Here is a 26,184-nt window from a genome sequence, read left to right on the forward strand (position 1 = left end):
TCTATCTCGGTCGTCACAAACTGAGAGTGGGCACCCTCGCGTCCGTACAGCTACCCCTTGGAATCAATCATCTAGGCCGCCCTCAAGGCGCTCGGCGAGGACCTCGACCCGCTGTTCACCGTGGGCGGTGTGTGGGAGGCGGACCTGCGCCGCACGTCCGCCGGCTGGCGCATCTCGCGTTCCTCTCGCGCCTCTCACACGGGGGCGGCCTGGCTGGTTTTCGACGATTGGCCGAACCCGAATGGGGATTGTCTCCGCATTCGAGAACTTCCCCTTGATTGCTGACACCTCCTGTGTCAGTCCCTAAAATCCTTCACACCCCTGACAGTTGGGGGAGTATCAGCCGTCACCGAAGCAAGGGAGAGGCGTGACCGACAACAGCGGCCCCCTCACCGTCGAGACCCGGGAGACCTTCCCCGCAGAGCTGCTCGACGTCACCTGTGGCCCCCGTTCCGTCAGCCTCTCGCCGCGCCGCCTCGCCTCCATGGACGGGGACGGCCGGTGGCGGACCCGCTGGGCCGTGGCCCTGATCGGCGGGCGGGTCATCGGCGTCCTCGGTGCCCACCGTCCGTCCTCCGCCCGCTTCTCCGGAGGGTTCTACGACCTGAACGAGCTCGGCGAGCAGCTGGAGCGGCCCGTCCCGAAGGACTCGCGGCGCTGGGCCGTCGTCGGCGGCTGCCGCGACCTGGCCGCCGGTGCGGTGACCGACACGCGGCTGGACGACAAGGAGACCGCGCGCGTGCAGGCGGCCCTCGCCGCCCAGGTCTTCGGCGAGGCCGACGAGGCGGGGGACCTGCCGGTCGCCCTGCACGTCCGCCGCGAGGAGGCCGAGGCCTTCGCCGCCGGTATCGGGCCGCGCGCCCTCGTCCGTACCCTCGACGAGACCGCCAACCTGTATCTCACCGGCGACGACCCGGAGCAGCACATCGCCGCGCTGAGCCCCTCACAGCGGGAACGCTGCCGCAAGGACCGGCGCCGCTTCGAGGCCCTCGGCTACCCGGCGGCCCGGGTGCCCGCCGTCTCCGTGCTGGAAGAGGCCGCCCCGCTGGTCTTCGCCGTCAAGGCGAAGTACGGCGTCGTCGACCACCCCCGCCTCAGCCTCTTCCGGCTCCGGGAATGGGTCCGCGCCTTCGGCGAGGACGCCTGCCACGCCAGCGTCGTCCGCGACGACACGGGCCGCCTCGTCGCGGTCTCCTTCTTCGCCGTCCAGGGCGAGGTCCTGGGGGGGTACGAGATCGGGCTCGCCGACGACGTGCCCGGACGCGAGTTCGCCTACCTCCAGGCGATGATCCACGGCCCCGTCCGGTACGCCTTCGAGCTCGGCTGCCGCAGCATCGACCTCGGGCTCGCCTCCGCCACGGTCAAGCGGCGGCGAGGCGCGGTCATCAGCGAGACCTGCCTCGTGACGATCGCGGAGGCGGTCGACTGGTAAACGAATGTGTGCGGGGGCGGGCGCATGCGCGACCTCGACTTTCGTCGTCGGACCGCGCGACTGAAGAGGGACGCCCGCCGGTCGTGCCGCCGCCTAGGGTGCGAGCGTGGACGCTATGTCGGATTCCGAGGCCCGGGGCGCGAGCCCGTCCTGGGCGAGGACCAGGCTCGCCGCCTGGTGGGACTGGTTCGTGGTGCCGGGACAGTTGTCGGCGTACACATGAACGTGGCTCTGGCGAGATTTTCGTAGGTGGAGATCATCTCGGTGACACGGTCGGCCGGTCCGCATAGCGGGCAGCCTGTCATTGTGCTCTGTCGAACTGGCAAGTTTGTTACCGGAGTTGGCGAACGTTCTGGTGGTCTCGGTCGAGGTCTCCGATGCTGTTGTGGCGGTTCGTGCCCGCACGAGATCCGGTGTTCCTGCGGGATGTGCGGGATGCGGGCAGCTAAGCGAGTGGTGCCACAGCCGCTACGTCCGGCGGCTGGCGGACGTAGCTCTTGGGGGCAAGCCTCTGCGCGTCGACTTGTCCGTACGCCGTCTGTACTGCGAAAACACGACCTGCCCGAAGGTGACCTTCGCCGAGCAAGTGCCAGGGCTGACCGTGCGCTACCAGCGGCGGACACCACGACTGCAAGGCCTGGTGGAGGACGTCGGCGTGGTGCTGGCAGGCACGGGCGGTTCCCGGATGCTTCGGATCTTGAACATCAGGCTCTCGCGGGTCGCCGTCCTGTCGCAGCTGATGCGAGTGCCGCTGCCGCCACTGGTCACGCCTCGGGTGCTGGGAGTGGACGACTTCGCGCTCTACGGCGGCATCTACGGAACTCTGCTGGTCGACGCCACCACCCGGCTCCCGCTCACACTCTGGGAAGGGCGCGACGCGGAACAGCTCGGCCGGTGGCTCCGTGAGCACCCGGGCGTCGAGGTCGCCTGCCGCGACGGCTCCCTCACCTACCGGCAGGGCATCACCGCGGGCGCCCCCGAAGCCGTGCAGGTCAGCGACCGATTTCACCTCTGGCAGGACCTTTCCCGCCGCGTTCAGGACATCGCCGCCGCCCACCGCGGCTGCCTGCCCGCGGCTCTGCCCACGGTCAGTGAAGACGATCCCCCACCGGTCGAGGAGAGCACCGAGAACGCTGCGGCGGACACCCGGGCCGGGCGCCATGCCCAGAGTCTGTTCGAGGCTGTCCAGGCCCTGATCCGCACCGGTCGGAGCCACAGTTCCGTGGCCCGCGAGCTCGGCCTGGACCGCCGCACCGTCGGCAAGTACGCCCGAGCCCGTACCTGGCAGGAGGTAGTGCGCCGGCCGCCCCGCAAGCCCTCCACGCTGGATCCTTACCTCGAATACCTGCGGCAACGCCGGGACGAAGGACAGCACAGCGAGAAGATCCTGCACGAAGAACTGCAGACCAAGGGCTACCTCGGCCACTACCAGCGCGTGAAAATGGCCGTCGCACCCCTCCGTCGGGGCCTGCCCATCGACGAGCCGCGCGAGCGACCGCCCTCTCCACGCGAAGCCGCCCGCTGGATCACCACCCACCCGCACCGCCGCGGCCCGCACATCAACGACCGCCTGCCCCGCCTCCTCGACCACTGCCCTGAACTCAGGACTGCCCACGACCTGGTCCGCCGATTCGCCGCCATGCTCGACAACCGCGACGCGACCTCCATGCCACAGTGGCTGAAAGACCTCGCCGACACCGGACTCGCATCGCTGACCGGCCTTGCCAGAGCCCTGCGCGAAGACCGAGATGCCGTCGCCCAGGGCATCACCACCCCTTACAACTCCGGAGTCAACGAAGGCCGCATCACCGACGTCAAGCTACAGAAACGCATCATGGCCGGACGCGCCGGCGTCCGTCTCCTCCGCCACCGCGTCGTCCTGATCGCCCACCTGCGCCGACGCCATGCGGACCGGCCGACCGTGTCACCGAGATGATCTCCGCTTACAAATCTTGCCAGAGCCATGAACGTGCCCAGCCACGTACGAATGAACGTGCCCAGCTTTTGACGTGCTGAGGGATGCTGCTGGGCAGCCTGCTGCTGGCCTGTTCGGGGTGGTGGAGGGCGGCTCACCGTGGTCTTGGACCCGCAGCGGTGGATGGAGGTTCGCCGTTTTCGCGGACTGTTCGAGTCCGCGGCGATGAGCTTGTCCGAGATCGCGAGGGAGACGGGGCTCAACCGCCGCACGGTCCCCGCAAATACCTGACCACCCGGGCCCCGATGTCTCCGCCTCGTCGGTCATCGACCGGGCACGCTCGCGGACGGATGGTGGATGATGTTGCGCCACTGATCGACGCGATGCTGCGGTCGGAGATCCTGATCAAAGGGGCAGTGGTCCACGAGCGGCTGGTTGCGGAGTACGGCTTCACCGGCAACTACCAGCGGGTGAAGCTCTACATGCAAGAGGCCCGGCCCCGAGTCGGAAGAACTGGGCATTACCCCAGGGGAGCTCGCCGGTCTCCACCGCAGGTTCGAAGTGGTCCCCGGAGCACAGGCCCAGGTCGACTGGGGAGACGAGGGAAAGATCCTCGCCCACGTCGGGATCCCGAAGGTCTACTCGTTCCACATGACCTTGTGCTACTCGCGGGATCCGTTCTGCTGCTTGACCACCAGCCAGGACCTTGCCACATTCTTTGACTGCCACCGCCAGGCGTTCGCCCACTTCGGCGGGGTGCCGATGTCTATCGTCTACGAGCGCACCAAGACCGTCGTACGCCGGCACGTCGCACCGGGCCAGGCGGTCCCTCTGCATCCCGAAGCCGTCGGATTCGCCGGGCACTACGACTTCGACATCGACGTCCTGGCCGCCTACCGCCCCACCGGAAAGGGCCGGGTCGAGCGGCAAGTCCTGATCGTCCGCGACCACGTCCTGGCCGGACGGGCCTTCTCCTCCACCGAGGAACTGGACTCCGCGTTCAACGCCTGGGTACCCCTCCGCCGAGCCAAATCCCACGGTACCCACGGTGAAGTCATTGGCCACCGCGCGATCCGCGACCACATGGCCTTGCGTCCGCTGCCGGCGACGCCCTATGTCGTCACTCAGCGACACCTTCGCCATGTCGGGCGGGCCGTCGGCCGCGGGGCCCGCGTCGTCGACGAAAAGCACTGGGACGGTCTTCCCGACGGACGGAACCGGCGAACCACCACCGGCGACATCATCCCACCCCGGCTCCGCCACCAAGACGCCTTGAGCCAGGAAACCGGCTCGCTGATGGCTCTCCTCAACCGGGCAGGAGCCGTCCGAGTCGAGGTCGGCCGCAGACCGCTGTCCGTCTATGACGAACCGACCGGGACCCGTCCCTTCACAACCCACCCCACGCCGGAGGAGCTCAGTTGAGCGAGCTGGTCAGCACCCGCATCCGCAGCACGGCCGCCAAGATGGGCTACCTCGAGTTTCTCGACCTCGTCCTCGCCGAAGAACTCGCAGTCCGCGACGACCGGCGCTTCCGCCAAGGCCTCCGGCTCTCCAAACTGCCGCACCACAAGACCCTGGACGAGTACGACTTCGCTTTCCAGCCCGAACTCGACCCCCGCGAGATCAAAGATCTGGCCACCCTCGCCTTCGTCGAGGCCAAAGCCAACGCAGCCCTGCTGGGACCAGCTGTTATCGACGGTTTGATCGCATTCTTGTCGTGTTGTCACTGGTCAGGTTGTTCCTGCGATCGATGTGACGTGGTCAGCAGGGGCTGATGACGGCTGTCTGCGGGCGGGTGGCGGTGCCTCCGCGGCGGGCGAGTTCGCGGCGGAGGTCGAGGTTCTCGCCGTGGGCTTGTTCCAGGGCTTCGCGGAGGGTCTGGATTTCCTGGCGGTGTTGCTTCTTGAGTCGGGTGAGCTGGCCGGTGAGGGCGAGGACGAGCGAGCTTTCGGTGTCGGCCGCGGGTGCCGGTGCGGGAATCGGACGGGCCTGGGCTCGCAGGCGTTCGATGCGGCCTCGTAGGTCGGGGTGGTTATAGAGGAAGGCGTGGGAGACGCCGGCCTCGCGCTGGACGGCCTGGAAGGTGACGGGCTCGCCGCGCTTGACCAGGACGCGGATCGCCTTCTCGGCGGCCTCGGTCTTGGCCTGGGACTTCGCCTGGGCGGCTGCCGCGAGGGTCTGGGTGCGCTTGGTGCGGGAGTCGGTCACGGCCGGTTCCTCCGGTGGTGGTCGAGGTCGAGGCGGACGGGGACAGGTCCGGTGGGGGCGGCGCCGCAGCCGGCGCCCTGGACGGCCCGGTCGGGGGCGGAGTTCAGGGTGTCCAGCAGTTTCGTGAGAGCGGCGTGTTCGGCCCGGCGCTGGAGGAGCCAGACGTTGTCCTCGGGCATTGGGCGGCCGTGACGCTGGGCGAAGGCGGTGGTGCTGCGGTCGATCAGTGCTTCGGTCTCGGTCAGTTGCCGCTCCAAGGCGGGCTGGTGGGTGGCGTCGGTGACGAAGACCGAGCAGGTCAGGCAGGCGTTTCCCTTGTCGCAGGTCTGCAGCGGCGGCAGCATGCACCAGCCGTGGGGAAGGAAGCGGTCGGCCCGGTTGAACAGGTGGAGGCTGTCGTGGTCGTCGCGGGAGAAGGCGACGCGGCTGCCGTCGGCGCGGAGCTTGGCGGTGGCCAGGAATGCCTGCTCGGCGTGTTCCTGGCGGGCGGCGACGTAGTGCATCGACATGGTCGGGGTGGCGTGTCCGGCATAGCGCATCAACACATGGACGGGCAGGCCGAGTTCGGCGAGGCGTGTCAGTTTGGTGTGACGGAAGCGGTGGGTGTGGCTGAGGCCGATGGGCTTGCCCTGGCCGTCGGTGATCTTCACGAGCTTGCTGAACTCGCGGAGCATCCAGTTGTAGGTGCCGGAGGGATAGGGTTTGTCGCCCTGGCGGTTTCCGGTCCGCTGGAGGAACAGGTGCCGCGGGGTGACGTCGGGGAAGTGATCGCGGACCCAGGCTCGTTGTTCCTCGATGACCGCGACGACCTCCTGGTCGACGAGGATGGTGTCCGGCGCGATATCGATCTTGCTCTGGGCGTAGTGGAAACGTGCGATCTCCTCGCCCTCGGCGGCGTCGGCCGTCGGCTCGGGGACCGCCGAGAGGCAGTCGGAGCGGCAGGTGCGGATCTCGCTGGAGCGTCGCCCGGTGAGGATCTGCAACAGGATCATGCGCATGGCCTGTGGGTCGTCGAAGCCGCGGGCGGTGACCTCCTGGCCGTCGCCGCGGGTGAACGTCATCTGCTCGTGGCGGCCGAGTCCGAGCAGGGGCAGGGCGGCGGGGATCTGGGCGAGAGCCTGGTCGTCGACGTAGTTGTCTTCGTTGAGTTCGCGCCCGTGCGGGATCCGGGAGACCTGCCGGAACCAGCCGGCCGCGTGGGCGTCGGTGACCCGGGACCAGGGGTGGGGGCCGAGGATCTGGCGGGCCTCGGCGGGGTTGGCCGCGACGAACGCGAACAGCTCGGCGACGGCCCGTAGGTCGTCGTTGACCAGTCGGGGATGGACGGGCCGGTTTGCGAATCGCTGTTCGGAGAGGCGAAGGAGCCGGTTTGCGGGGTCGGAGTCCCAGCGGCGGAAGGCCGCGGCCAGCTCGACCGCGTGAGCGGGGTCGCCCAGGACGTCCAGTGGGTCGGTGAAGGTCTCCAGCCACCGGCCGAAGCGGGTGAAGCAGCGCATGCGCTCCTGGCTCACCGTGGACCAGCGCAGGACTCCGGCCTCGAGCTGGGTGCCGAGATGCCACTTGACCGCTTCCCGTAGCCATCGGTGGCTGATCGTCGAGGGGGAACAGCCGTAGTGGGCCTGGGGTTCGTGCTTGGCGAGCGGGATCCGGGGATCGCAGCGGGGGTGCCACTCGTCCAGCTGCCACCAGGTCGCATCCGTGCAGCGTGCCAGCAGGGCCAGGCGGGAGAACCGGAAGATCACTCGCAGTCGGGCGACGCTGCCGTGGGGCGGGAGCCGGCCCCACCGGGTGGCATAGAACCACCGCTGCAAAGCCAGGGCCGTCTCGGCGTCCATCGCCCGGATCGAAGCTGGGAATGGGTGCTTCTCCCGAGTCGCCCGACGCAGGATGTTCGCGAGCTGATTGGTGCCCAGCACCGAGGAGCGGGTTCCGTCCAGGGCCTGCCAGTGGGCCATCCAGGCCAGTTCGGCCGGCATCGGATCGGGCAATCCGCGCAGGTCGATCCGGCGGTCGCCGTTCTCTGTGATCTTCTTCCAGTCCTCGATGCCGTCGCCGATCACCGGTCCTTTCCAGGGTGCGGGCAGCTGTGACCACAGCCGCCAGATCGGGTCCTCGGCCTGGAGTGCGTGGAGGTGGCGCGGTTCACCGGGCATCGGGCACCTGCCAGGCGGAGGCATACGACTTCCAGTTCGCCGCGGCCCGCAGGGCCTCGTCCTCGCGCACCCAGCCATAGAGGTCGAGCGTGGTCTGGACGTGTGCATGCCCGAGTCGCCGCGAGACCACCCACTCCGGCGTCCCGGCCAGCAACAGCGCGGTCGCGTGAGTGTGCCGGAACCAGTGCGGGGTCCACCCGGCGGGGCCGATGCCCTTCTTGCGCAGGGCGGCGGTTTTGTCCCGCACCGTCCCTTCCTTCAGCGCGGCCAGCAGCGGGGGCCGGTCCAGGTTCACCAGCAACGGCGAGGCCGCGGTGAGCTCTCTGCCGGCGTCGGCGGCCCGGACGGCGAGATGGACGAGGTAGTCGGTGAACAACCGCTCCAGGTCGGCGCCGACATAGACGCGCCGCGGGCGCATCATCTTCACCCTCGCCCCGTTCGTGTTGTCCTCGCGGGGGACGATCTCGACGTGCGGAGTGCCGCCGCGGCCCATGACGAAGTCGCTGATCCGCAGGCCGAGGGCCTCACCCAGCCGCATCCCGGTCTCGGCGAGCAAGGCGAACAGCAGGCGGTCGCGCAGGTTGCCCGCCCATTCCCCGCCGGCCTGCGGCCTCGCGCAACCGTCCAGGACCGCCTGGATCTCGGACGGCAACAGCAACGGCGGCCGCCCGCGGTGCCGATGGCGGCGGACCCTCACCAGCGAGGACGGCCCTGGCCCGGTGCGGGCATCGAGATGTGCGAGCAGACCGCGAGCCGGAGCCCGACGCGGGGCCCCGCGCATCAGCCGGCCCGCCACTGGGACGGAGAAGACCGCCTCCTGCCAGCGATAGAAGGAGATCAGGGCGGCCAGCCGGGCCTCCAGCGTCTCCGGCGCCGGGGCGTCCTCCTGGACGACCAGGGCGTGCTCGACTGTGCGGCCGTTTCGGAGCCAGGACAAGAAACCCGCCACCGCGGGCACCCCGACATCACCCCAGGCCGCCGTCTCGTCGCGCTGTTCGAGGAAGGTCCACCACTGGGCCAGCGAGGTCGCATAGCCCCGGACGGTGTTCGGCGACCACAACGGCCGGTGAGCCTCCAGCCACTCCTCCACCGGAGCGACCGTCCGGTACTTCTCGTCGACCACGGTCCACGTCCGCCGCCCGCCCGAGGGCAGGACCGCCAAGCTGAGTGCCACTGATGCCGTTCCGTCTCGTTGAAGAACTCCCACTGATAGCAGTGCATCAACGACACAGAACGCTCATGGTGACGCTCGTCGAAGACAGAGAATCGAGGGGCTCACGCCCCGCTGATAACACCCGGCGTCGGAAAGACGCACACCGCCGTGGCTCTCGATCACCACGCAGTGGTGATGTTCCTTGCCGATGTCCACTCCGGCCCAGATCCGGGGCACGGCCACCTTCGCCAGCTCGTCGCGCGTTCACAGCCCAGCAGACGACCTCGCCGACATTGCCCTACACAGCGGTCGAGTCGCATCTCCCAATCGGCGGTCGAGTCGTCGCGGGGCTCCGGGCGGCCAAGCTCCTTCAGCCGTCTCACGGCGCCCACATGACAGCCATACCCGGAACCTCTGGGTCCACCGATCTTACGAATGACCAGTTCAAACCCACGACCAAGAAAGCAGGGCCGACATGAAGGCCTTTCACAGGGGCGTGCGGAGGGCGAGCGAAGGGCGTACGGAGGATGTCTCGTCGTACTATCCGGGATCGCCGAAGGCGCGGCGGCCGGCGTGTCCCGGCTGAGCCGCGCCTTCCCGCGCCGCGTGTCTCAGACCCGGGCTCCGAGGCCCTCCACGTCCAGCGCCGCCTCCTTCAGGCCCAGCAGGTCGAACGCCTGCTCCGACAGGTCCGCGACGATGGCTGGCGGCAGCGCCGTCCAATCGTAGTGCGTCGGGATCTCCGGGTGCGTGTAGGCCGCGTGGATGCTCCGGCGGTCGGCGCCGCTGGCGTTCGGGCGACCGCTGTGGATGAGGTGCGAGTTGTGCATGATGACGGCACCGCGAGGCGCCTCGACTATGACCTCGTCCGGGTGGGCGTCCATCGCGTCGCCCATCCGGGCCAGTGCGGCGGTGTCGTCCAGGTGGGAACCCGGGATGACGCGCGTCGCGCCGTTCTCGGCGGTGAAGTCGTCGAGGCACCAGATCGCGTTGCACTTGTCGAAGGGCCGCCCGCGACGGCGGTCCAAGACGTGCAGTGGCTGGCCCGCCGCACCCGCGGCGGGCGAGCGGCCGTTGATCAGGTTCAGCAGGAGCCGCGGTCCGACCATCTGGCTCGCGGCGTCGAGGAGCAGCGGGTGCAGGAGGCCGTCCTGCACCTTGGCCGAGTAGTACAGGGCGTTGTCGACGAAACGGACGCCCTCCTCGGAATCGCTGATCTCGTGGAGGCGGAACTTCTCCCACGAGGTGTCCATCTCGTCGCCCAGCTCGTCGCATTCCTGCGGAGTGAACACGTCGAGGAGGACCACATATCCCTCGGTGTCCAGCTGCTCGCGTTCCCCGGGCGTCAGGGCAGTACGGTTCAACACGTTCTTCCTCCCTCGCGGTGACTGTGCTCGAAAATCAGACCTGGGTGTTGGAGACGATGTGCGCGAGGGTGGTACGACCCATGTTGTACATCGCCGGGTTGGTGTCGATGTAGTACCAGATCGCGCCCATGCACTGCTCGAACGCCCACGCCTTGCTGCGCTCCCATTCGAGGTCGTCGCAGCCCAGCTCCTCGCGGAACACCGCGCGAGACGGGTCGTCGAGCAGGTGCCACGCGGCGATGACGTCGAGGGCGGGGTCGGCCGGGGCGAAATCGCCGCTGTCGAGGACGCCGGCCAGCCGGCCGCCCTCGACCAGGACGTTGTTCGGGGTCAGGTCGCCGTGGGTCATCACGTCGCCCGGCTTGTCGGGGAGCTCGCGGAAGTGGCTCCAGAGCCGGCGGAGCAGGGGCACGTCGAGCAGGCCCTCGCTCTTCTCGAAGCAGAGCTCGACCCATTCGTCGTGGTCGGGCAGGTGGCCGCCCCGGTTCTCGCCCTGGAAGGTGCGGCCCTCGGTCTCGGCGGTCCGCAGCGCCTTGAGGAGACCCGCGAGGTCGCGGGCGAAGTCCGGGGATCCGCCGAAGCCCGCGGTGGCGACCTCTCCGGGGACCCAGGTCTGCACCGACCACGGCAGGGGGTAGCCGCTGCCCGGCTCGCCGAGGGCGACGGGGCGCGGAGCCGCGACCGGACAGTGCTCGGCGAACCGCTGCGAGGCCCGGGCCTCGCGCTGGAGGGTCTCCCGGCAGACCTCGGGGTCCACCGACTGGAGCGGGAAGCGGGCCGCCAGCTCGTCGCCGATGCGGAAGATTCCGTTCACCGTGCCGCTCGACGTCAGGCGGCGGACCTCCAGCGCCTTCCATTCGGGGAACTGGGTGGCGATGAGCTCACGGACGGCCTCGTCCTCGATGATGATCTCGTCGTCGTGCATCGTCATGCTTCGTGTGTCCGATCCTTGGTCAGTGGTACCGGCCCGCGTGTGGCCCTTGCGTCCGCTGTCGATGGGGGCGGGCTTCAGCGAGCCCATGCCAGGTGTTCGGCATTGGCCGCGATCAGCTTGTCCGTGAGCTCTTCCGCCGCCTGGTGCTGGCCGATCAGCGGGTGGGCGAGGAGTGCGGCGTAGACGCGCTCGCGGCCGCCGCGTATCGCCGCGTCCAGGGCGAGTTCCTCGTACGCGCTGACCGAGGCGATGAGGCCGGACATGCTCGGCTCGACCGGGGCGACCGGCCGGGGGCGGGCGCCGTTCGTGTCCACGTCGCAGGTCACCTCGATGACGGCGTCGTCGGAGAGGAACGGCAGGGTGCCGTTGTTGCGTACGTTGACGGCGTGCGGGCCCGCCGCGCTCGGGTTCAGCAGCGAGGACAGCAGCCCGACCGCCGCCTCCGAGTAGTAGGCGCCGCCCCGCTCCTCCAGGAGCTTGGGCTTCTTGCTGAGCGTCGGGTCGGCGTACATCCGGAGCAGTTCCGACTCGATCGCGGCGACCTGCTCGCCCCGGGTGGGGCGGCCGGTGTCCTCGCGGACGACCTCGTCGTGGCAGTAGAAGTAGCGCAGGTAGTAGGAGGGCAGGGACCGGGTGGAGAGCAGGGTCCGGGGCGGCAGTCCGACCTCGGCGGCCAGCTCCTCGGGCCGGGTCTCCAGGAGCTCGGGCAGGCGGTCGACCCCGTCGACGTACACGGCCCGCTCCCACGTCAGGTGGTTGAGCCCGACGTGTCCGAGCAGGACCGACGACGGCTTGACGTCGAGCATCCCGGCGATCCAGCGCTCCAGCCCGATGGCCACGTTGCACAGGCCCACCGCGCGGTGGCCGGCGTCCAGCAGGGCGCGGGTGACGATGCCGACGGGGTTGGTGAAGTCGACGATCCAGGCGCCGGGCGCGGCGAGGCGCGCCGCGCGCTCGGCGATGTCCAGGACGACGGGGACCGTGCGCATGGCCTTGGCGAGACCGCCAAAGCCGGTGGTCTCCTGGCCGACGCAGCCGCAGCTCATCGGGAGGGTCTCATCGCTGATCCGGGCCTGCTGTCCGCCGACGCGGAGCTGGAGGATGACCACGGAGGCGTCGGTGAGACCGGCGTCGAGGTCGCTGGTCCACGTGACGCGGCCCGAGGCGCCGTAGTCACCGAAGATCCTGCTGGAGAGTCCGCCGATCACTTCGAGGCGATCGGCGACCGGGTCGACCAGGCACAGATCCGCCTGCGGGAAAAGGCGGGCGAATCCGTCGACGAGTTCCGGTGTGTACGTGGAACCGCCGCCCACAACTGCGATCTTCATTGCCGACTCCTGCAATCGTCACCTCGCGGATCGTCGCCTCGCGGCACGAAACCGATTCAAACAAAATCAAGAAACATCTTTGCCTGTCAAGGCAACCGGACGGCACCTGACCGCAATGCGGAATAGTTACTTCAACTTCAGCCGCATGGGAAGTCGGGCCGGCCCGTTGACGGCTATCGACGCCAGTGGAGTGACGGGTCCGGCCTGCTCGAAGGAGGCCACGGACGTCACCAACTCGTCAAGAAGAATGCGACTTTGGTGGCGCGCCATCGTCTGGCCGATGCAGACGTGCGGACCGAATCCGAGAGCGAGATGACGATTGGGTTTACGGCGGAGGTCGAACTCCTCCGGCCGGTCGAACTCCTTATCGTCGCGATTGGCGGAACGCACCCAGAGAACGACCCTTTCGCCCTTCCTGATCCGCTGGCCGTCCCTTTCCATGTCGCTCGTGGCCGTTCTCATGCTGTGCGTCGCGCTGCTGCCCCAGCGGAGGATCTCCTCGACGGCGCTCGTCTGGATCTCGGGGTGTTCGCGGAGGTCGTGCCACTGCTCGGGGTGGTCGAGGAGCGCCGCCATTCCCGCGGCGATGGACAGGCCCGCGTTCTCCGAGGCGCCGAGGAGGTTCTCGCAGTTGAGGAGGACTTCCGTCTCGGTGAGGAGTTCCTCGTCGACCTCACCGTCGAGGAGGAGGCTGATCGCGTCGTCGGCCGGCTTCTCGTCCCGCTGTTCCATGAGGTCGATGACGTACCTGGTCAGCGGTACGTGGCTGGTCATCGGCTTGGCCGCGGCGAAGGCCTCCTCGATCCACCGCACGACCGTGTCGAGATCCGCGTCCGGCACGCCGAGCAGGCGGGCGATCAGCAGGCTCGACAGCCGTCCGGCGACGTCGTGGGCGAAGTCGAACTCCCCGCTGTCCGCCGCTCGAGCCAGCACGTCGCCCACGTCCTGGCGCAGGCGGTCCGCGAGGGCGCGGGCGCTGCGCTCGTTGAAGTGCGGGGCCAGCATGGAGCGCAGGCCGTTGTGGCGTGGCGGGTCGGTCAGCGCGAGGGTGAGTCCGGTGCCGGGGTCCTCGCCGTTCACCGACGGGCGAAGCAGGACGCCCCCTTCGGAGCTGAAGCTCTCGGGGTCGGCGTAGACGGAGCGGACGTCGTCATAGCGCGTCACGGACCAGAACGCCGGGTATCCGTCGGGTTCGTGGCGGACCCACGGGTGGGCGGCCCGCATCTCGCGCCAGATCCCGTCCGCGCGTCCGTCAGCGTGGGTCCGGGGGTCGAGCAGCGCGTCGGCTGCCGCGTACGAAGGGTGCGTCACGGCGTCTCAGCCTTCCGTCTTGCGTATGTGGTCGAGGAAGCCGCTCAGCAGGGTGCGGGCGACCGAGGCCGACACCGCCGTGACGTGGTACGTCACTTCGACGAGTAGGCCTCCGTCCTCGGTCGGCCAGATCTCGCAGTGCAGTTCCATGGGCACGTCGAGGTACGGCAGGCGCAGGCGGGAGACCGTGAGTCCGTTGAGCCGCAGGTCGGCCGTCCGGTTGTCCTGGAGCGCGAACATCATCTGGAAGATCGGTGTACGTCCCCGGGAGGCCGGTCCGACGAGTTCGGCCAGCCGGTCCGAGGGCGCTTCCAGGCAGGCGAGCGCGGACTCGATCCGCCGCGCGGTGAAGTCGACGGCCTCGGCGAACGAGACGTCGTGTCCGTCGCAGAGGGACGGGCCGTTCAACCTGATCGGAACGACGGTGAGTTGGCAGCACATGGCTCGTTCGTCGCCCACCGAGGCGCGGTCCGCGACCGGGACGCCGACCGCGGTGTCGGTGACGGTGAGGGTCTCGGCGAGCGTCCATCCCCATGCCGTCAGGAGCACGGTGAAGGGCGTGGTGGCCCGCTCGCGGGCCGCCCGGGACACGGTGGCGTACTCCTCGGGAGTCAGCCGTTCGCTGATGGCCTCGATGCCGGACCCGGTGGTGGTGGGCGGGACTTCGGGCCAGGTGATCTCGGGGACTCCGCGCAGGGTGTCGGCCTGTGCCCGGAGTTGCCCCTCGATCTGCGTCCGGTCCGACTTCGTGCGGCGCAGCTGGGCGAGCTGGGTGAGTCCGGGCGGCGGCGGGGCTTCCACCTCGCCGTTGTAGGCCCGGCTGAGGTCGTCCGCGAGGACGGCTTCGGACCAGCCGTCGAAGGCCACGTGGTGGAAGCTGCAGCCGAAGACGCTGACGTCGCCGGAGAGTACCGGCACGATGGCGGTGCGCCAGACGATGCCTTCCTCGGGGTCGAACGGCAGGGCGAGTTCCTCCTTGAGGGCCTCGACGGCGGCTCCGAAGGAGTTCGCGGGGCGCAGGAGGTGCAGGGGCGGCGCGTCGATGTCGGTGTCCGCCATGTGCGGTCGCGGTTCGAGCGTGTACTCGGCCCGCAGCGGCTCGTGGCGTTCGTGTACGGCGACGACGGCGCGGTCCAGGGCTTCCAGGTCGACCTGCCCGGTGAGGGTCCAGGCGACGAGGCAGTGGTTGGTGAGTCCGTCGGGCTGGACGACGTCGCGGAGGAGGAAGGCGCTCTGCACCTGGCTCAGTTCGAGGTCGGCGACCGGCTCCGGCTCGTGCTTCTCCTCGTCCCGCGCGGCTTCCCGCGCCTCGCGGAGCCGGGCCGTGAGGCCGGACACGCTCGGGTCGCGGTAGAACTGGGAGAGCGGGATCATCTGGCCGGTGCTCTGTCCCAGCCTGGCACAGAGCCGGCCGGCGTCGAGCGAGGATCCACCCAGGCCGAAGAAGGACAGGTCGTCGGGGACGTCGGTGCGGCCCAGCACCTGAGTGAACGTTCCGGCGACGATGTCCCTGAGCTCGTCGCCCGACGGCTCCACCGCCTTCGCGCCGGTGTCCGCCCGCTCCGGCGTGCGGGTGGGGTCCGGCTCGGGCTCGTCCGCGAGCCATTCGAGCAGGCGCGCCTCGCTGACCTTGCCCCGATCGTTGAGAGGGAGCTCGTCGATCACCAGCAGGCGGGAGGGGCACTGGTACGAGGGCAGGTGCTCCTCGATCAGGCCGAGCAGCCCGGTGAGGCGGTCGCCCCTTTCCCGGGGTACGCAGAAGGCCACGAGTTCGTACGCGTCGTCGAGCGCCGTCCGGCGCGCTACGACGCGGCAGTCGACGACGGCGGGCGACATGTTGAGGACGGCCTGTTCGACATCGGCCGGTTCGACCCGGTGGCCGCGCACCTTGACCTGCCGGTCGGCGCGCCCCAGGAACTCCAGGAGTCCGTCCGGCGAGCGCCAGACCCCGAGGTCGCCCGTGCGGTAGACGCGGGTGGGGCGGCCGTCGAGGACGTACGTGGCGAAGCGTTCCGCCGTGAGTTCCGGGTCGCCGAGATAGCCGATGGCCAGTCCGTCACCCGTGACGCAGATTTCACCCTCTTCGTCGTCCCCGCATTCCCGGTCGCCGTCGAGTACATAGATGCGCGTCGCGGGCACGCACAGGCCGAGGGGAATCCCGCCGGGGCGGAGATAGTCCATGGGCATGACACGGTGGGCGCTCGCGAAAATCGTGCTCTCCACTGGTCCATACCCATTGGTGAGCTCAATTGCCGGATGCGCTTCGAGGAACCTGCGTACGTGGTCGACGGAGAGCCGCTCGCCGCCGACCATCACCTGCGACAGTCCGGCGAGGGCACTGAGGTCCTCGTCGACGACGATATTGAAAACACTGCTGGTCAGCCAGACCGTGTTCACTCCGTCTTCGGAGATGACCCGGCGCAGCAAGTCGGGCGTCAGGAACGGCTCTTCGATGATGACGCTGGTTCCGCCCCGCAGAAGGCTGCCCCAGAGCTCCAGGGCGAAGGCGTCCCAGGGCGTCGCCGCCGCCAGGGTCATGACCGTCCGGCGGTCGAAGCACGCGAAGGTTTCGTCGACGAACAGCCGGGAAATCGAGCGGTGCGGGACGACAACACCCTTGGCTCGTCCGGTCGTTCCGGACGTGAAGAAGACACAGGAAGCCTCGTCGGAGCCTACCGCGACCGGACGGAAGTCGGTGGACCGGCTTGTTCCACCGGCGGATTCACGACTGAAGTCCGTCAAGTCCTCGTCCGGCGGCGTCCACACGGACAGCCCCAGGCAGTTGGCGGGATCGTCGTCGACGACCACCGTCGCTTCGAGGTCGCGGATGACCGAAAGAAGACGGGGCTGTGGCCATTGAGGGTCCAACAAGGCAAATGCCGCACCGGACTTGAGGACCGCCAGCAAAGCCGTCACGAGTCTCACGCTGCGCGGCAACAACACCGGAACGAGCGTTCCGGGTCCGATGCCGCGCGAGGCGAGTTCCGCTGCCCACCGAGTCGATGCCTCATCAAGCGCGGCATAAGTCACGTCGCGGCCATGTGCACGCAATGCGACACTGTGCGGCGAACTCGCCGCCACCCGCGCCACCATCTCGTGAAGTCCGCCATCCATGACCAACTCTGCCGTATCACTTGAGACTTGCGCCCCGTCATCCGGCGTCATTGATACGCCCCCCGCGGTAGAGCAATGTCGGATTTGGTAGTAACTGCCTTATAAGCCAAGGCCGTTGATAGACCGATCTAAGTTACAGTAACACTCATGATGCGCGATACCTCCCTCGATGTTGCTGTGGTTGGCATGGCCGCTCGCTTGCCCGGCCCAAGCGACTTCCGGCAGTGGTGGGACGGGATTGTCGAGGGCCAGACCTTCCTGGCCTCGATACCTCGTGACGCTCTACTGCGGCGCGGCGTTCCGGCTCACCACGTGGACGACCCCGATTACGTCCCGGTTCACGGCGTACTGGAGGGAGTGGACAGGTTCGACAACGACTTCTTCCGCATAAGCCCGCGCGAGGCGGAGAGGATGGATCCGCAGCACCGACTCGCGCTCGAAGTGGCGTGGCAGGCCCTGGAGGACGCCGGTGTGCGGCCGAACGGCGGCGCACTCCGGACAGGGGTGTTCGCCTCCAGCACCGGAAGCACGTACCTGCGGTGGATTCTGGCCCGAGAGCAGCCCGATCCGGGTGCCATGGACGATCTGATCCACGGCACCGAACCGGACTTCCTCGCCAGCCGGATCTCCTACAAACTCGGTCTCACCGGACCGGCCATGGCCGTCCAGACGGCCTGTTCCTCCTCGCTCGTCGCGGTCCACCTCGCCGTCCAGTCGCTGATCAACGGCGACTGCGAGCAGGCCGTCGTGGTCGCCACGGGCATGAACTACCCGCAGGCCGGCTATATCCACCTGCCCGGCGGCGTCCAGTCCAGAACCGGCCGTTTGCGGCCGTTCGACAGCGAGGCCGACGGCGTCGTCGGCGGTTCCGGAGCCGCCTGTGTCGTCCTGCGCCTCCTGAGCGATGTCAACGAGGACGAGGTCGAGCCGCACGGTGTGATCCTCGGCACGGCGATCAACAACGACGGCTCCGGCAAGGCCGGTTACTACGCGCCCTCGCTCGAAGGCCAGGAGCGCGCGATCCGTGAGGCGATCCACACCGCGGACATCGACGCCTCCACCCTCGGCTACCTGCAGATGCACGGCACCGGCACCTCGGTCGGCGACCCCCTGGAGTGGAGCGCGGCCAGCTCGGCGCTGACGGCGGAAGGTGCCGTTCCCGGGCAGATCGCGGTCGGCGCGGTCAAGGCGAACGTTGGGCACCTGGACGCATGCGCCGGTCTGGCCTCCCTGGTCACCACCCTGACAGTGCTCAAGACCGGTACGGTGCCTCCCATCGCCGGTTTCCGCGAGCTCAACCCCCTCATCGCCGACCCGGCGTCGCCGCTCTTCGTCCCGGACGGGGCGACGCCCTGGACCGCTGCGCAGCCCCGCCGGGCCGGGATCAGCGCCTTCGGCATCGGCGGCACCAACGCGCACGTCATCGTGGAGGCCGCGCGCCGGTCGCCCGAGACCGCCGAGGCCCCCCGGTCCGACAGCACGGACGGTCCCCTCGTCCTGCCCGTGTCCGCCGCGAGTGCCGACGCCCTGACCCGTACCGCCGAGGCACTCGCCGACTGGCTCGACGCCGAGAAGCCCGCGCTCGCTGAGGTGGCGCGGACCCTGGTGACGGGCCGCGCCGAGCTGAACCACCGGCGGGCCGTCGTCGCGTCCACCGTCCAGGAGGCCGCGAGCCTGCTGCGCCGGCGGCCGGACGAGGCTCCGCAGCCGACGACGACCCCGCCGCTGATCTTCGTCTTCCCCGGCCAGGGGGCGCAGCGCCCCGGCATGGCGAAGGCCTACCAGCAAGTGCTGCCGGGGTTCTCCGCCGCGCTCGACTCGGTGCTCCGGGCCCTGCCGCTCCCCCTGCGGGACCGCGTGGGCCGGGCCCTCAACGACAGCGAGTTCCCGGCGGACCAGCTCGACCAGACCGAGCTCGCCCAGCCCGCCGTCTTCTGCCTCCAGGTCGCGGCCGTGTCCGCGCTGCGCGAGCTCGGCGTGAAGCCGTCCGCCGTCCTCGGGCACAGCCTCGGCGAACTGGCCGCAGCCACGGCGGCCGGGGTGCTCGACGTCGGCGCGGCCGTCGCCTTCGTGGTCGAGCGCGGCAAGGCGATGCAGGCGTGCCCGCCGGGCAGGATGCTGGCGCTCGCCTGCTCCGAGAGCCAGGCTCGGGAGCTCATCGCGGGCACGGAGCTGGAGATCGCGGCCGTGAACGGCCCCGACGCGTGTGTCTTCGCGGGAACGGAGGAGGAGATCCAGCTGCTCTCCGAGCGCGTCGACGCCGGGACGTTCCAGCGCGTCCTGCGGACGACCCGGGGCTTCCACAGCCGGCTCGTCGACCCGGCGCTGGACGCGCTGCGGGACGCCGTGTCCGGGCTCACGAACCTGCCCGCGACATGTGTCTTCGCCTCCGGGCTCCGCGCGGGCGTGTCCGAGGTCGGCGAGGTCCCGGACCCGGTCACGTGGGTCGACGCGGCCCGGTCCGAGGTGCGCTTCGGGGACGCCCTCGCGGCCCTGGCGGTACTTTTCCCGGGCGCGGTCGCCGTCGAGATCGGCCCCGGGCGGCCCCTGGCCTCCCTCCTGGAGGCGGCGGACCTGCGGACGGCCGCGCTCGGCTCGCCCAAGCCGGAGACGTCCGAGCTCGCCCTGCGGACCGGGCTCGCGGACCTGTGGGCCGGCGGGTACCCCGTCGCGCTCGCCGACCTCACTCCCCCGGCCCGCGCCGTCCACCTGCCCGCCTATCCGTTCGCCGGGCCCCGGCACGTCCCGCAGGTGGCCGCCGACGCCCCCGTCATCACGACGGCGGGTGCCTCCACGGGCACCCCCGCGACCGGTGCGGCCGAGGCCGGGCAGCCGGCCGAGCCGGTCATGACGGATCCCGCCACCCTCGTCCGGACGAGTTGGCGTGAACTCTTCGGTCACGAGAACCTGACCGACTCGACCGACTTCTTCGACGCCGGAGGCGATTCCCTCCTCATCACCCGGTTGGTCAGAAAGCTCAACCAGGCCCTCGGCATCCGGATCCCCGTCCGCGATCTGCTGCGCGCGCGGACGCTCGGCGGACACGTCACCGTCGTTGCCGAAACGCTGCAGAAGCAGGACTGATGCGATAACTCCCTTACTTTTCCGAGGAGTTCCGAACAGCCGTTGCCCGCGCCCCATCGCGCGGGCGACGGCGGCCCCGGACGTGCGCGCGCACTCCATGAACAAGCGTCAAACGGTCCTCTTCGTTCCGCTTCAACTGGCCTTACCCGCAGCCAAATTGACCGCTACCGTTCACTCACCCCTATGGTTGAATGCCCCCATGACGGGTCAAGATCAAACTCAGCCACGAGTCCAGGTTGGTCGGGGAGAGCTTCTCCGTCAGCCGCAGTTCCGGATCCTGTTGCTCGCCCGAAGCATCTCGTTCTTCGGTGACTCACTCGCCCCGATCGCCATACCCTTCGCGGTGCTCGCCGCCGGGGGCAGCGCGGTCGACGTCGGCATCGTCCTCGGCGCGGGCACCGTGACCAACCTGATCCTCCTCCTGACGGCCGGAGTCATCGCCGACCGCATGCCCCGGCGTCTCCTGCTCATCACGAGCGACGCGCTCCAGGGCGTCGTCATGACGGCGATGTGCGTCGTCCTGCTGACGGACAACTACTCCCTCTGGCTGCTGGTCGTCCTGCAAGTCCTCTTCGGCGCCGGCATGGCGCTCAACATGCCCGCGTTCACGGGCATCATGCCGCAGGTCATCGACCCGTCCCACGTCCAGGCGGCGAACGGGCTGCTGTCCGTCACGCAGTCCGCGGCCCAGATCGGCGGCCCGGCCTTCGCCGGCATCCTCGTGGCCGCCGGGAGCCCCGGCATCGCGCTCGGGGTCGACGCCGCCACCTTCTTCGTCTCGGCGCTCCTGCTCCTCGGACTGCGCGTCTCCACCGAACGCGCAGCCGAGCCGATGCACTTCCTCCGCGACCTGAAGGAAGGCTGGCAGGAGATGACCCGCCGCCGCTGGTACTGGGTCAGTCTGCTGTGCCACTCCGGCTGCAACTTCTCGATCGGCGTCTTCTCGGTCCTCGGCCCCGTCATCGTCAGCGGGAACGGCGGCGCGACGGGCTGGGGCCTGATCAGCACCGCGGGCGCGATCGGCAGCCTCATCGGCGGCGTGGTCGTCATGAGGCTGTGGCTGCGCCGCCCGATCGTCTACGGCAACCTGGCCGTGGTCCTCTACGCGCCGAGCCTGCTGCTGCTCGTCCAGCCCTCGCCGGTCTGGGCCATCATGATCGGCGCCGGAGTCGCGGCCTTCGCCATCTCGATCCTCAACGGCGCCTGGAACTCCGCGGTCCAGCAGCTGATCCCGGAGGCGATCCTCTCGCGGCTCTCCTCCTACGACTGGCTCATCTCCTTCGCGACCCTCCCCCTCGGCTACACGCTCGCCGGGCCCCTGTCGGAGGCGTTCGGCCAGTCCAACGTCCTGGTCGCAAGCGCGCTCCTGCTGGCCCTGCCTTGCGCGCTCACCGTCCTCGACCCGACCATCCGCGGGGTCCGCGCCGACCGCAACGGACAGATCATCAAGGGCGAGCCCATCGCCGAGCCCGTCAAGGCAGTTTGAGGAAGGCCGCTCATGACACCCTTCGCGGTATTCGATCTCGACGACACACTGGTGGACTACGCGGGCTCCATCGACGCCACCTTCGTCGCCCTCGCCGAGGAGCGCGGACTCGGGCCGGAGGGACTGGAGTTCCTTCGTGCCGAGCAGGAGAAGCCCGGCACCCCCGAGGAGTCCTGGAAGGCGATAGCCGACCGCTTCGGCTTCCCGGAGTCGCCCGAGGAGCTCACCCGCGCCTTCGCCGACCGCCTGCCGGCGCTCTGCCGTCCGTACGAGGGGGCCATCGAGGGCCTGCGCGCGCTGCGCGCGGCGGGCTGGCGCCTCGCGCTGCTGACGAACGGCTCGGAGCCCGCGCAGCGCATCAAGATGAGCACCGGCTTCGAGGGCCTCTTCGACGCGCACTGCTTCACCGACGAGGAGACCGCCCGCAAGCCCGACCCCAGCGTGTTCCACCTCGTCGCCGAGCGCACCGGGGCCGAGCTGGAGGGGGCGTGGATGGTCGGCGACTCGCTGAGCGCCGACATCGCCGGAGGCGCCGCCGTCGGCATGCGCACCCTGTGGGTCTCCGGGGGCCGCGCCCCGCGCGCCGGAGGTCCGACGCCGGACATCACCGTGCCGGTGATCGCGGAGGCCTTTCCCCTTCTTCTGCGCCTCGACGCGCATTCCCTGAGCAACTGACCCCTCATCCGACCGACAACCGATGGAGTTCGACAGCCGTGTCATTGTTGGACAGTGAGTTCACCGAAGCGGAAACCCGTGTCGGGCCGATCGTGGTCCGCCGGCTGACCGGATACATCGGCGCCGAGCTGGAGGGCGTGGACGCCTCCGCGCCGCTTTCCGAAGAGGCCGTGGCGACCGTGCGCTCGGCACTGCTCGCCCACAAGGTGATCTTCATGCGGGGCCAGAGCCTCGATTACGAGAGCCTCAGCGCCTTCGCCGGTCAATTCGGCCCGCTCACTCCCGGGCACCCCATCTACCAGGCGCCTGCCGACCAGCCGCACGTGCGCGTGATGGACTCCCGGGGTGACGGCACCCGGGCGAACTACTGGCACACCGACCTCACCTTCATCGAGGCGCCGCCGGCCTTCGCGTTCCTGCACAACATCGTCTGCCCGCCGGTCGGCGGCGACACGATCTGGGCCAACACGGCCGCCGCCTACGAGGCGCTGCCGCCGGAGCTCAGGGCGCTGGCGAACGACATGCGCGTGGTGCACTCCAACAACTCGGACTACACCGAGGCCACGTACGCGCACAACCCGAGGGCCCGCGCCGAGTACATCAGCCACACCATCGAGGCGAACCACCCGGCCGTGCGGGTCCACCCCGAGACGGGCGAGCCGAGCCTGCTGCTCGGCGGTTTCGCGCGGTCCGTCGCCGGTCACCGCCCGCGTGCGGGCCGCGACGTCATCGGCGTCCTGGAGGACTACGCCACCCAGCCGGAGTTCACCGTCCGCTGGAAGTGGCAGGCCGGCGACGTGGCCATCTGGGACAACCAGGCGACCATGCACTACGCCGTCCTGGACTACGGCACGCAGCACCGCAGCGGCATCCGGGTGACGGTGCAGGGCGAGGCTCCCGTCGGGCTCGACGGCCGGAAGGGGTTCGCGCTCTCCTTGCCCCTCGACCCGGCCGCCGATGCCTGATGCCTCCTGGAGGTCAGCCCGCCGAGGGACGCCAGACGACCTCCAGGGCGAGGAGGCCGTCGACCCCGAGCAGGGGCCGGGGAACGGCCACCTCGTCCATGCACGCCACCAGCGACAGCTGCGAGGCGTGACACAGCACGGCACGACGCTTGGCCTCCCACAGCTTCCCGGTGACCGGGACGCCGCGCGGGAGGTCGAGCCCGTGCCCGTACCGCTGCCCGAGCTCCGTCACCTCGGACGGCCACGCCTCCGGCGAGGTGAGGTACGCGCCTCCCTCGTCGGCGTAACCGGGCAGGGCCGCGGTGTACGGCAGGTCGGCGTAGAAGTACGGGCGGATGCCGCCGTCCGTCCCGAGCGCGGCTATCGCCTGGTCACGGACGCGGGCGTGGTCCGGCTGGTTGATCCCCGCGGGCAGGTAGAGGTCGGCCGTCGCGGCGACCTGGCGGACCAGCTCGTCCAGGCCGACGAGCGGCTCGGCCTTCTCCCGGTAGGGGCCGTCCGGGTTCGCCAGGAGGATCTGGTCGGCGCCGAGCGCCTTACAGGCGAGGGCGTCCTCCCGTACCCGCGTGTCGTAGGCGTCCTCGGCCGCCGGGAATCCGCAGTCGTAGTCCCACTCCGACACCTCCACCCCGGCCGGCGGCCGACCACCGTGCACCGTCACGACGGCGACCGGTCCGGGCGCGGCCTGAAGAACCCCGCCCAGCGACAGGGCGGCATCGTCGAAATGCGGCGACACCACGACCGTTCGATAGCGGCTGAGATCCATGCTCGGGGCACTCATCATTGACTCCGGATTCGGTCATCGGCTTTGGACAGCTGATTCTACTCACCGCTCCACACACAACAGCGGCTAGACGAGAGAGAATTGATGAAACTCAGCGTATGCATACCCTATAAGGCGCGACTGGACAATCTCCGTATCGCGCTCGAAGCTCTGGCACACCAGACGATGGACTCCTCCGAGTTCGAGGTCGTCATCGGCGCAATGGAATACAGCACCGATCTGACGGAACTGTGCGCCGAGTTCGACGGCCGTCTGGACATCATCACGGTGAACTCGTCGCGGGAATTCCACATTCCGCTGGCGCGCAACCTCGCCATGCGCAGCGCGACCGGAGAGGTCGTCGTCCAGATGGACGCCGATACCCTGCTCCCGCCGTCGGCGCTGCGCGACCTGTTCGACCGGCACTTCGCCTTCGGGCAGCAGATCTGCGTGATCGGGCAGGTCGTCGGCTACGCGAACAACGAGGACGGCCAGGTCGAGACCGTCGAACTGCGGTCGTACGGCGACCATCTCGCCGCCCTCGAAGAGCTCGCCTCGGCGCCCGGCTGGCCGGCCGACCCGCGCTTCCAGGTCCCCCACAACATCCCGTGGGCCTTCGCCTGGACCGGTCTCATCGCCGTCCCGAGGGCGGCCGTCGTCGCCCGGAACCTGTACTTCGACGAGACCTTCCGCGGCTGGGGCGTGGACGACCTGGAGTGGGGCTTCAGGGTCTGCGCCAGCGGTCTGCCCATCACCCTGTCCCCCCAGGTGTACGCGCTCCACCTGCCGCACACCCGGGACGCACTGGCCAACCAGCGGACGGAGGAGCGGAACTACGAACGCTTCCTCGCCAAGTGGCCGCTCCGGGATGTGGAGTTGTGCCGGTTCATCGGTGACACGCGCGCCAACTCGGCATGGCCGGAGTACCTGGACGCGCTGGCCACCGCCGGTGGCGCCGCGACGCTCGGCGTGGCCGTGGGCGCGGTCAAGGGCGAGCGGTCGGCCCGCTTCGGCGTCCCGCTCGACCGGGCCGGCAAGCCGCTGGACGACGGGTACACCACGGGCTTCGACGCCCCCGAGAACGTCACCGTCCTCCCGCTGACCGGGCTTTCGACGCCCTTCCGCACGGAGGAGTTCGCGACCGTGTGGCTGGAGGAATCCCTCCAGCGGCTGCCGGAGCCGTACCGGTCGGGTGTGGTCACGGAGGCGGAGCGGGTGACGCGCTCGGGGAACGTGAGGGCCCGATCAGCGGCGTGATGGCCCGATCAGTGGCGTGGCACCGCGCCCCGGGCGACGGCCCGCCGTACCGCCTGCTCCGGCTCGGGACCGGCACCCAGCCGGTCGAGTCCGAGCAGGACGGCGCCCGTCAGGGGGTCGGTGTCGGTCACGACGACCGTCGAGGAGGGCGAGAACGCCGCGACGCCCTCCTCGATCACCGACAGCAGGACGGGGTTGCGCGCGGCCAGCACGCTCCCGCCGAGGACCACCGTCGTCCCCCGCTCCGTGACGCCGAGTCGCTCCATGGCCACCCGGGTCATGGAGCAGACCTCCTCGCCCTGCCTGCGGACGAGTTCCGTCGCCACCGGATCGCCCTTCGTGGCGACGTCGAGCAGGACGGGCGTGCAGTGGCGCACGTCGAGGGAGGTGAGCCGGTCGTCGCGCAGCCGGAGGGCCACCTCCCGCATCGAGCCGAGGCCGAGATGGTCGAGCAGGGCCCGGACCAGCTCCGTCGGCTCGCCCCTGCCGTCCTCGGCCCGCATCGCGTGCCACAGGGCGGCCATGCCCAGGTCGTTGCCGCCGCCCCAGTCACCGGACCGGTCCCCGAACGCGAGGAACCGGGCCTGCCGTCCGTCCGCCCCGACACCGACGCAGTTGATGCCGGTGCCGCAGACCACCGCGACCCCCTCGCCCGGCACGCCGGCGCGCAGCACCGCCAGGGTGTCGTTCCGCACCAGCACGTCGCCCGCCCAGGGCTTCGTCCGCAGCAGGGCGGCGAACTCGTCCTCCTCCTCGGGGAGATCAAGATGCGCCATACAGGCACTGACGACGGTACGCTCGTCAGTGCCGCCGACCCGGACGACGAGGTCCTCCAGGCGATCGAGCCACACGGACCTCGGCTCGTCCTCCCGCATGCCGGCGCCGCGGGCGGTCGCCAGGACGGTCCCCCGCGCGTCGACGAGAGCCACGTCCGTCTTCGTTCCCCCCGCGTCTATGCCGATTACCTTGCTGAATTCGGCGGGGTGCTGCAGCGGTTGGGGCACGGAACCATCCTCGTGGGAGTCGCGGGAGATCGATG

Annotated in this window: 18 protein-coding genes and 2 pseudogenes; 9 read left to right on the forward strand and 11 right to left on the reverse strand. The window is 69.6% G+C overall.

What is annotated here, in order from left to right; all coding sequences use genetic code 11:
* Positions 1 to 367: 367 nt before the first annotated feature.
* Positions 368 to 1,432, forward strand: coding sequence for a GNAT family N-acetyltransferase (locus tag MTF69_RS37475; protein WP_243341015.1), 1,065 nt, complete (start codon positions 368 to 370; stop codon positions 1,430 to 1,432).
* 93 nt (positions 1,433 to 1,525) lie between these two features.
* Here MTF69_RS37475 and MTF69_RS43200 read toward each other — a convergent pair whose 3' ends face one another.
* Complete coding sequence (locus MTF69_RS43200) at positions 1,526 to 1,651, reverse strand: hypothetical protein (RefSeq protein WP_279346750.1); 126 nt, start codon at positions 1,649 to 1,651, stop codon at positions 1,526 to 1,528.
* A gap of 136 nt (positions 1,652 to 1,787) precedes the next feature.
* Here MTF69_RS43200 and MTF69_RS37480 point away from each other — a divergent pair, with 136 nt between their 5' ends.
* From MTF69_RS37480 to MTF69_RS37490, 3 genes and pseudogenes are all read left to right on the forward strand, one after another.
* Positions 1,788 to 3,368 carry an ISL3 family transposase gene (locus MTF69_RS37480; protein WP_374325232.1) on the forward strand — a complete coding sequence of 527 codons (1,581 nt, stop codon included), beginning with the start codon at positions 1,788 to 1,790 and terminating at the stop codon, positions 3,366 to 3,368.
* A 162-nt stretch (positions 3,369 to 3,530) separates the two neighbouring features.
* Positions 3,531 to 4,769 (forward strand): annotated as a pseudogene (istA, locus tag MTF69_RS37485) (IS21 family transposase).
* Positions 4,766 to 5,032: pseudogene (locus MTF69_RS37490) on the forward strand (ATP-binding protein); the annotation flags it as partial. The pseudogenes istA and MTF69_RS37490, both read left to right, overlap by 4 nt.
* Positions 5,033 to 5,108: 76 nt before the next feature.
* Here the strand turns inward: MTF69_RS37490 and MTF69_RS37495 are convergent.
* The 8 genes from MTF69_RS37495 to MTF69_RS37530 form a co-directional block, all read right to left on the reverse strand.
* Positions 5,109 to 5,555: a DUF6262 family protein gene (locus MTF69_RS37495; RefSeq protein WP_243341021.1), complete on the reverse strand. Its 447-nt coding sequence runs from the start codon at positions 5,553 to 5,555 to the stop codon at positions 5,109 to 5,111.
* Positions 5,552 to 7,708, reverse strand: coding sequence for a tyrosine-type recombinase/integrase (locus tag MTF69_RS37500; RefSeq protein ID WP_243341023.1), 2,157 nt, complete (start codon positions 7,706 to 7,708; stop codon positions 5,552 to 5,554). Before MTF69_RS37500 ends, MTF69_RS37495 begins: the two co-directional genes overlap by 4 nt.
* Entirely contained in the window at positions 7,698 to 8,882 is a 1,185-nt protein-coding gene (locus MTF69_RS37505; RefSeq protein ID WP_243341025.1) for a tyrosine-type recombinase/integrase, read from the reverse strand. Before MTF69_RS37505 ends, MTF69_RS37500 begins: the two co-directional genes overlap by 11 nt.
* Positions 8,883 to 9,472: 590 nt before the next feature.
* Positions 9,473 to 10,225 (reverse strand): phytanoyl-CoA dioxygenase family protein, encoded by a 753-nt coding sequence (locus MTF69_RS37510; RefSeq protein WP_243341028.1) that lies wholly within the window; start codon positions 10,223 to 10,225, stop codon positions 9,473 to 9,475.
* 37 nt (positions 10,226 to 10,262) lie between these two features.
* On the reverse strand, positions 10,263 to 11,159 hold the full coding sequence (locus MTF69_RS37515; protein ID WP_243341030.1) for an aminoglycoside phosphotransferase family protein: 897 nt from the start codon (positions 11,157 to 11,159) through the stop codon (positions 10,263 to 10,265).
* A gap of 77 nt (positions 11,160 to 11,236) precedes the next feature.
* A complete protein-coding gene (locus MTF69_RS37520; RefSeq protein WP_243341032.1) occupies positions 11,237 to 12,490 on the reverse strand; it encodes a 6-phospho-beta-glucosidase in 1,254 nt (417 codons plus the stop codon).
* Positions 12,491 to 12,616: 126 nt separating this feature from the next.
* The gene (locus MTF69_RS37525) at positions 12,617 to 13,801 is read right to left on the reverse strand and encodes a cytochrome P450 (protein WP_243341034.1); all 1,185 of its coding nucleotides are present in this window, start codon (positions 13,799 to 13,801) and stop codon (positions 12,617 to 12,619) included.
* 6 nt (positions 13,802 to 13,807) lie between these two features.
* Positions 13,808 to 16,966, reverse strand: coding sequence for an amino acid adenylation domain-containing protein (locus MTF69_RS37530; RefSeq protein ID WP_308401506.1), 3,159 nt, complete (start codon positions 16,964 to 16,966; stop codon positions 13,808 to 13,810).
* A 99-nt stretch (positions 16,967 to 17,065) separates the two neighbouring features.
* On the opposite strand from MTF69_RS37530, the gene MTF69_RS37535 reads away from it, so the two are divergent.
* The 4 genes from MTF69_RS37535 (at position 17,066) to MTF69_RS37550 (ending at position 23,125) form a co-directional block, all read left to right on the forward strand.
* A complete protein-coding gene (locus tag MTF69_RS37535; protein ID WP_279346755.1) occupies positions 17,066 to 19,999 on the forward strand; it encodes a type I polyketide synthase in 2,934 nt (977 codons plus the stop codon).
* Between the two features lie 199 nt (positions 20,000 to 20,198).
* Complete coding sequence (locus tag MTF69_RS37540; RefSeq protein WP_243341037.1) at positions 20,199 to 21,485, forward strand: MFS transporter; 1,287 nt, start codon at positions 20,199 to 20,201, stop codon at positions 21,483 to 21,485.
* A 12-nt stretch (positions 21,486 to 21,497) separates the two neighbouring features.
* Entirely contained in the window at positions 21,498 to 22,160 is a 663-nt protein-coding gene (locus MTF69_RS37545; RefSeq protein ID WP_243341039.1) for an HAD family hydrolase, read from the forward strand.
* A 38-nt stretch (positions 22,161 to 22,198) separates the two neighbouring features.
* Complete coding sequence (locus MTF69_RS37550; RefSeq protein ID WP_243341040.1) at positions 22,199 to 23,125, forward strand: TauD/TfdA family dioxygenase; 927 nt, start codon at positions 22,199 to 22,201, stop codon at positions 23,123 to 23,125.
* 13 nt (positions 23,126 to 23,138) lie between these two features.
* On the opposite strand, the gene MTF69_RS37555 is transcribed toward MTF69_RS37550, so the two are convergent.
* On the reverse strand, positions 23,139 to 23,891 hold the full coding sequence (locus MTF69_RS37555) for a PIG-L deacetylase family protein (RefSeq protein WP_243341043.1): 753 nt from the start codon (positions 23,889 to 23,891) through the stop codon (positions 23,139 to 23,141).
* A 102-nt stretch (positions 23,892 to 23,993) separates the two neighbouring features.
* Here MTF69_RS37555 and MTF69_RS37560 point away from each other — a divergent pair, with 102 nt between their 5' ends.
* Entirely contained in the window at positions 23,994 to 25,145 is a 1,152-nt protein-coding gene (locus tag MTF69_RS37560) for a glycosyltransferase family 2 protein (RefSeq protein WP_243341045.1), read from the forward strand.
* Positions 25,146 to 25,153: 8 nt separating this feature from the next.
* Here the strand turns inward: MTF69_RS37560 and MTF69_RS37565 are convergent, their stop codons facing one another.
* Complete coding sequence (locus MTF69_RS37565; protein WP_243341047.1) at positions 25,154 to 26,149, reverse strand: BadF/BadG/BcrA/BcrD ATPase family protein; 996 nt, start codon at positions 26,147 to 26,149, stop codon at positions 25,154 to 25,156.
* Between the last annotated feature and the right edge of the window lie 35 nt (positions 26,150 to 26,184).

Source organism: Streptomyces sp. AP-93, assembly GCF_022808175.1.
Lineage (GTDB): Bacteria > Actinomycetota > Actinomycetes > Streptomycetales > Streptomycetaceae > Streptomyces.

Coding starts and splice junctions, on each gene's coding strand:
- MTF69_RS37535 (WP_279346755.1), top strand. CDS start 17,066: ATGCGCGATACCTCCCTCGATGTTGCTGTGGTTGGCATGGCCGCTCGC.
- MTF69_RS37530 (WP_308401506.1), bottom strand. CDS start 16,966: ATGACGCCGGATGACGGGGCGCAAGTCTCAAGTGATACGGCAGAGTTG.
- MTF69_RS37560 (WP_243341045.1), top strand. CDS start 23,994: ATGAAACTCAGCGTATGCATACCCTATAAGGCGCGACTGGACAATCTC.
- MTF69_RS37520 (WP_243341032.1), bottom strand. CDS start 12,490: ATGAAGATCGCAGTTGTGGGCGGCGGTTCCACGTACACACCGGAACTC.
- MTF69_RS37500 (WP_243341023.1), bottom strand. CDS start 7,708: ATGCCCGGTGAACCGCGCCACCTCCACGCACTCCAGGCCGAGGACCCG.
- MTF69_RS37555 (WP_243341043.1), bottom strand. CDS start 23,891: ATGGATCTCAGCCGCTATCGAACGGTCGTGGTGTCGCCGCATTTCGAC.
- MTF69_RS37515 (WP_243341030.1), bottom strand. CDS start 11,159: ATGACGATGCACGACGACGAGATCATCATCGAGGACGAGGCCGTCCGT.
- MTF69_RS37540 (WP_243341037.1), top strand. CDS start 20,199: ATGACGGGTCAAGATCAAACTCAGCCACGAGTCCAGGTTGGTCGGGGA.
- MTF69_RS37545 (WP_243341039.1), top strand. CDS start 21,498: ATGACACCCTTCGCGGTATTCGATCTCGACGACACACTGGTGGACTAC.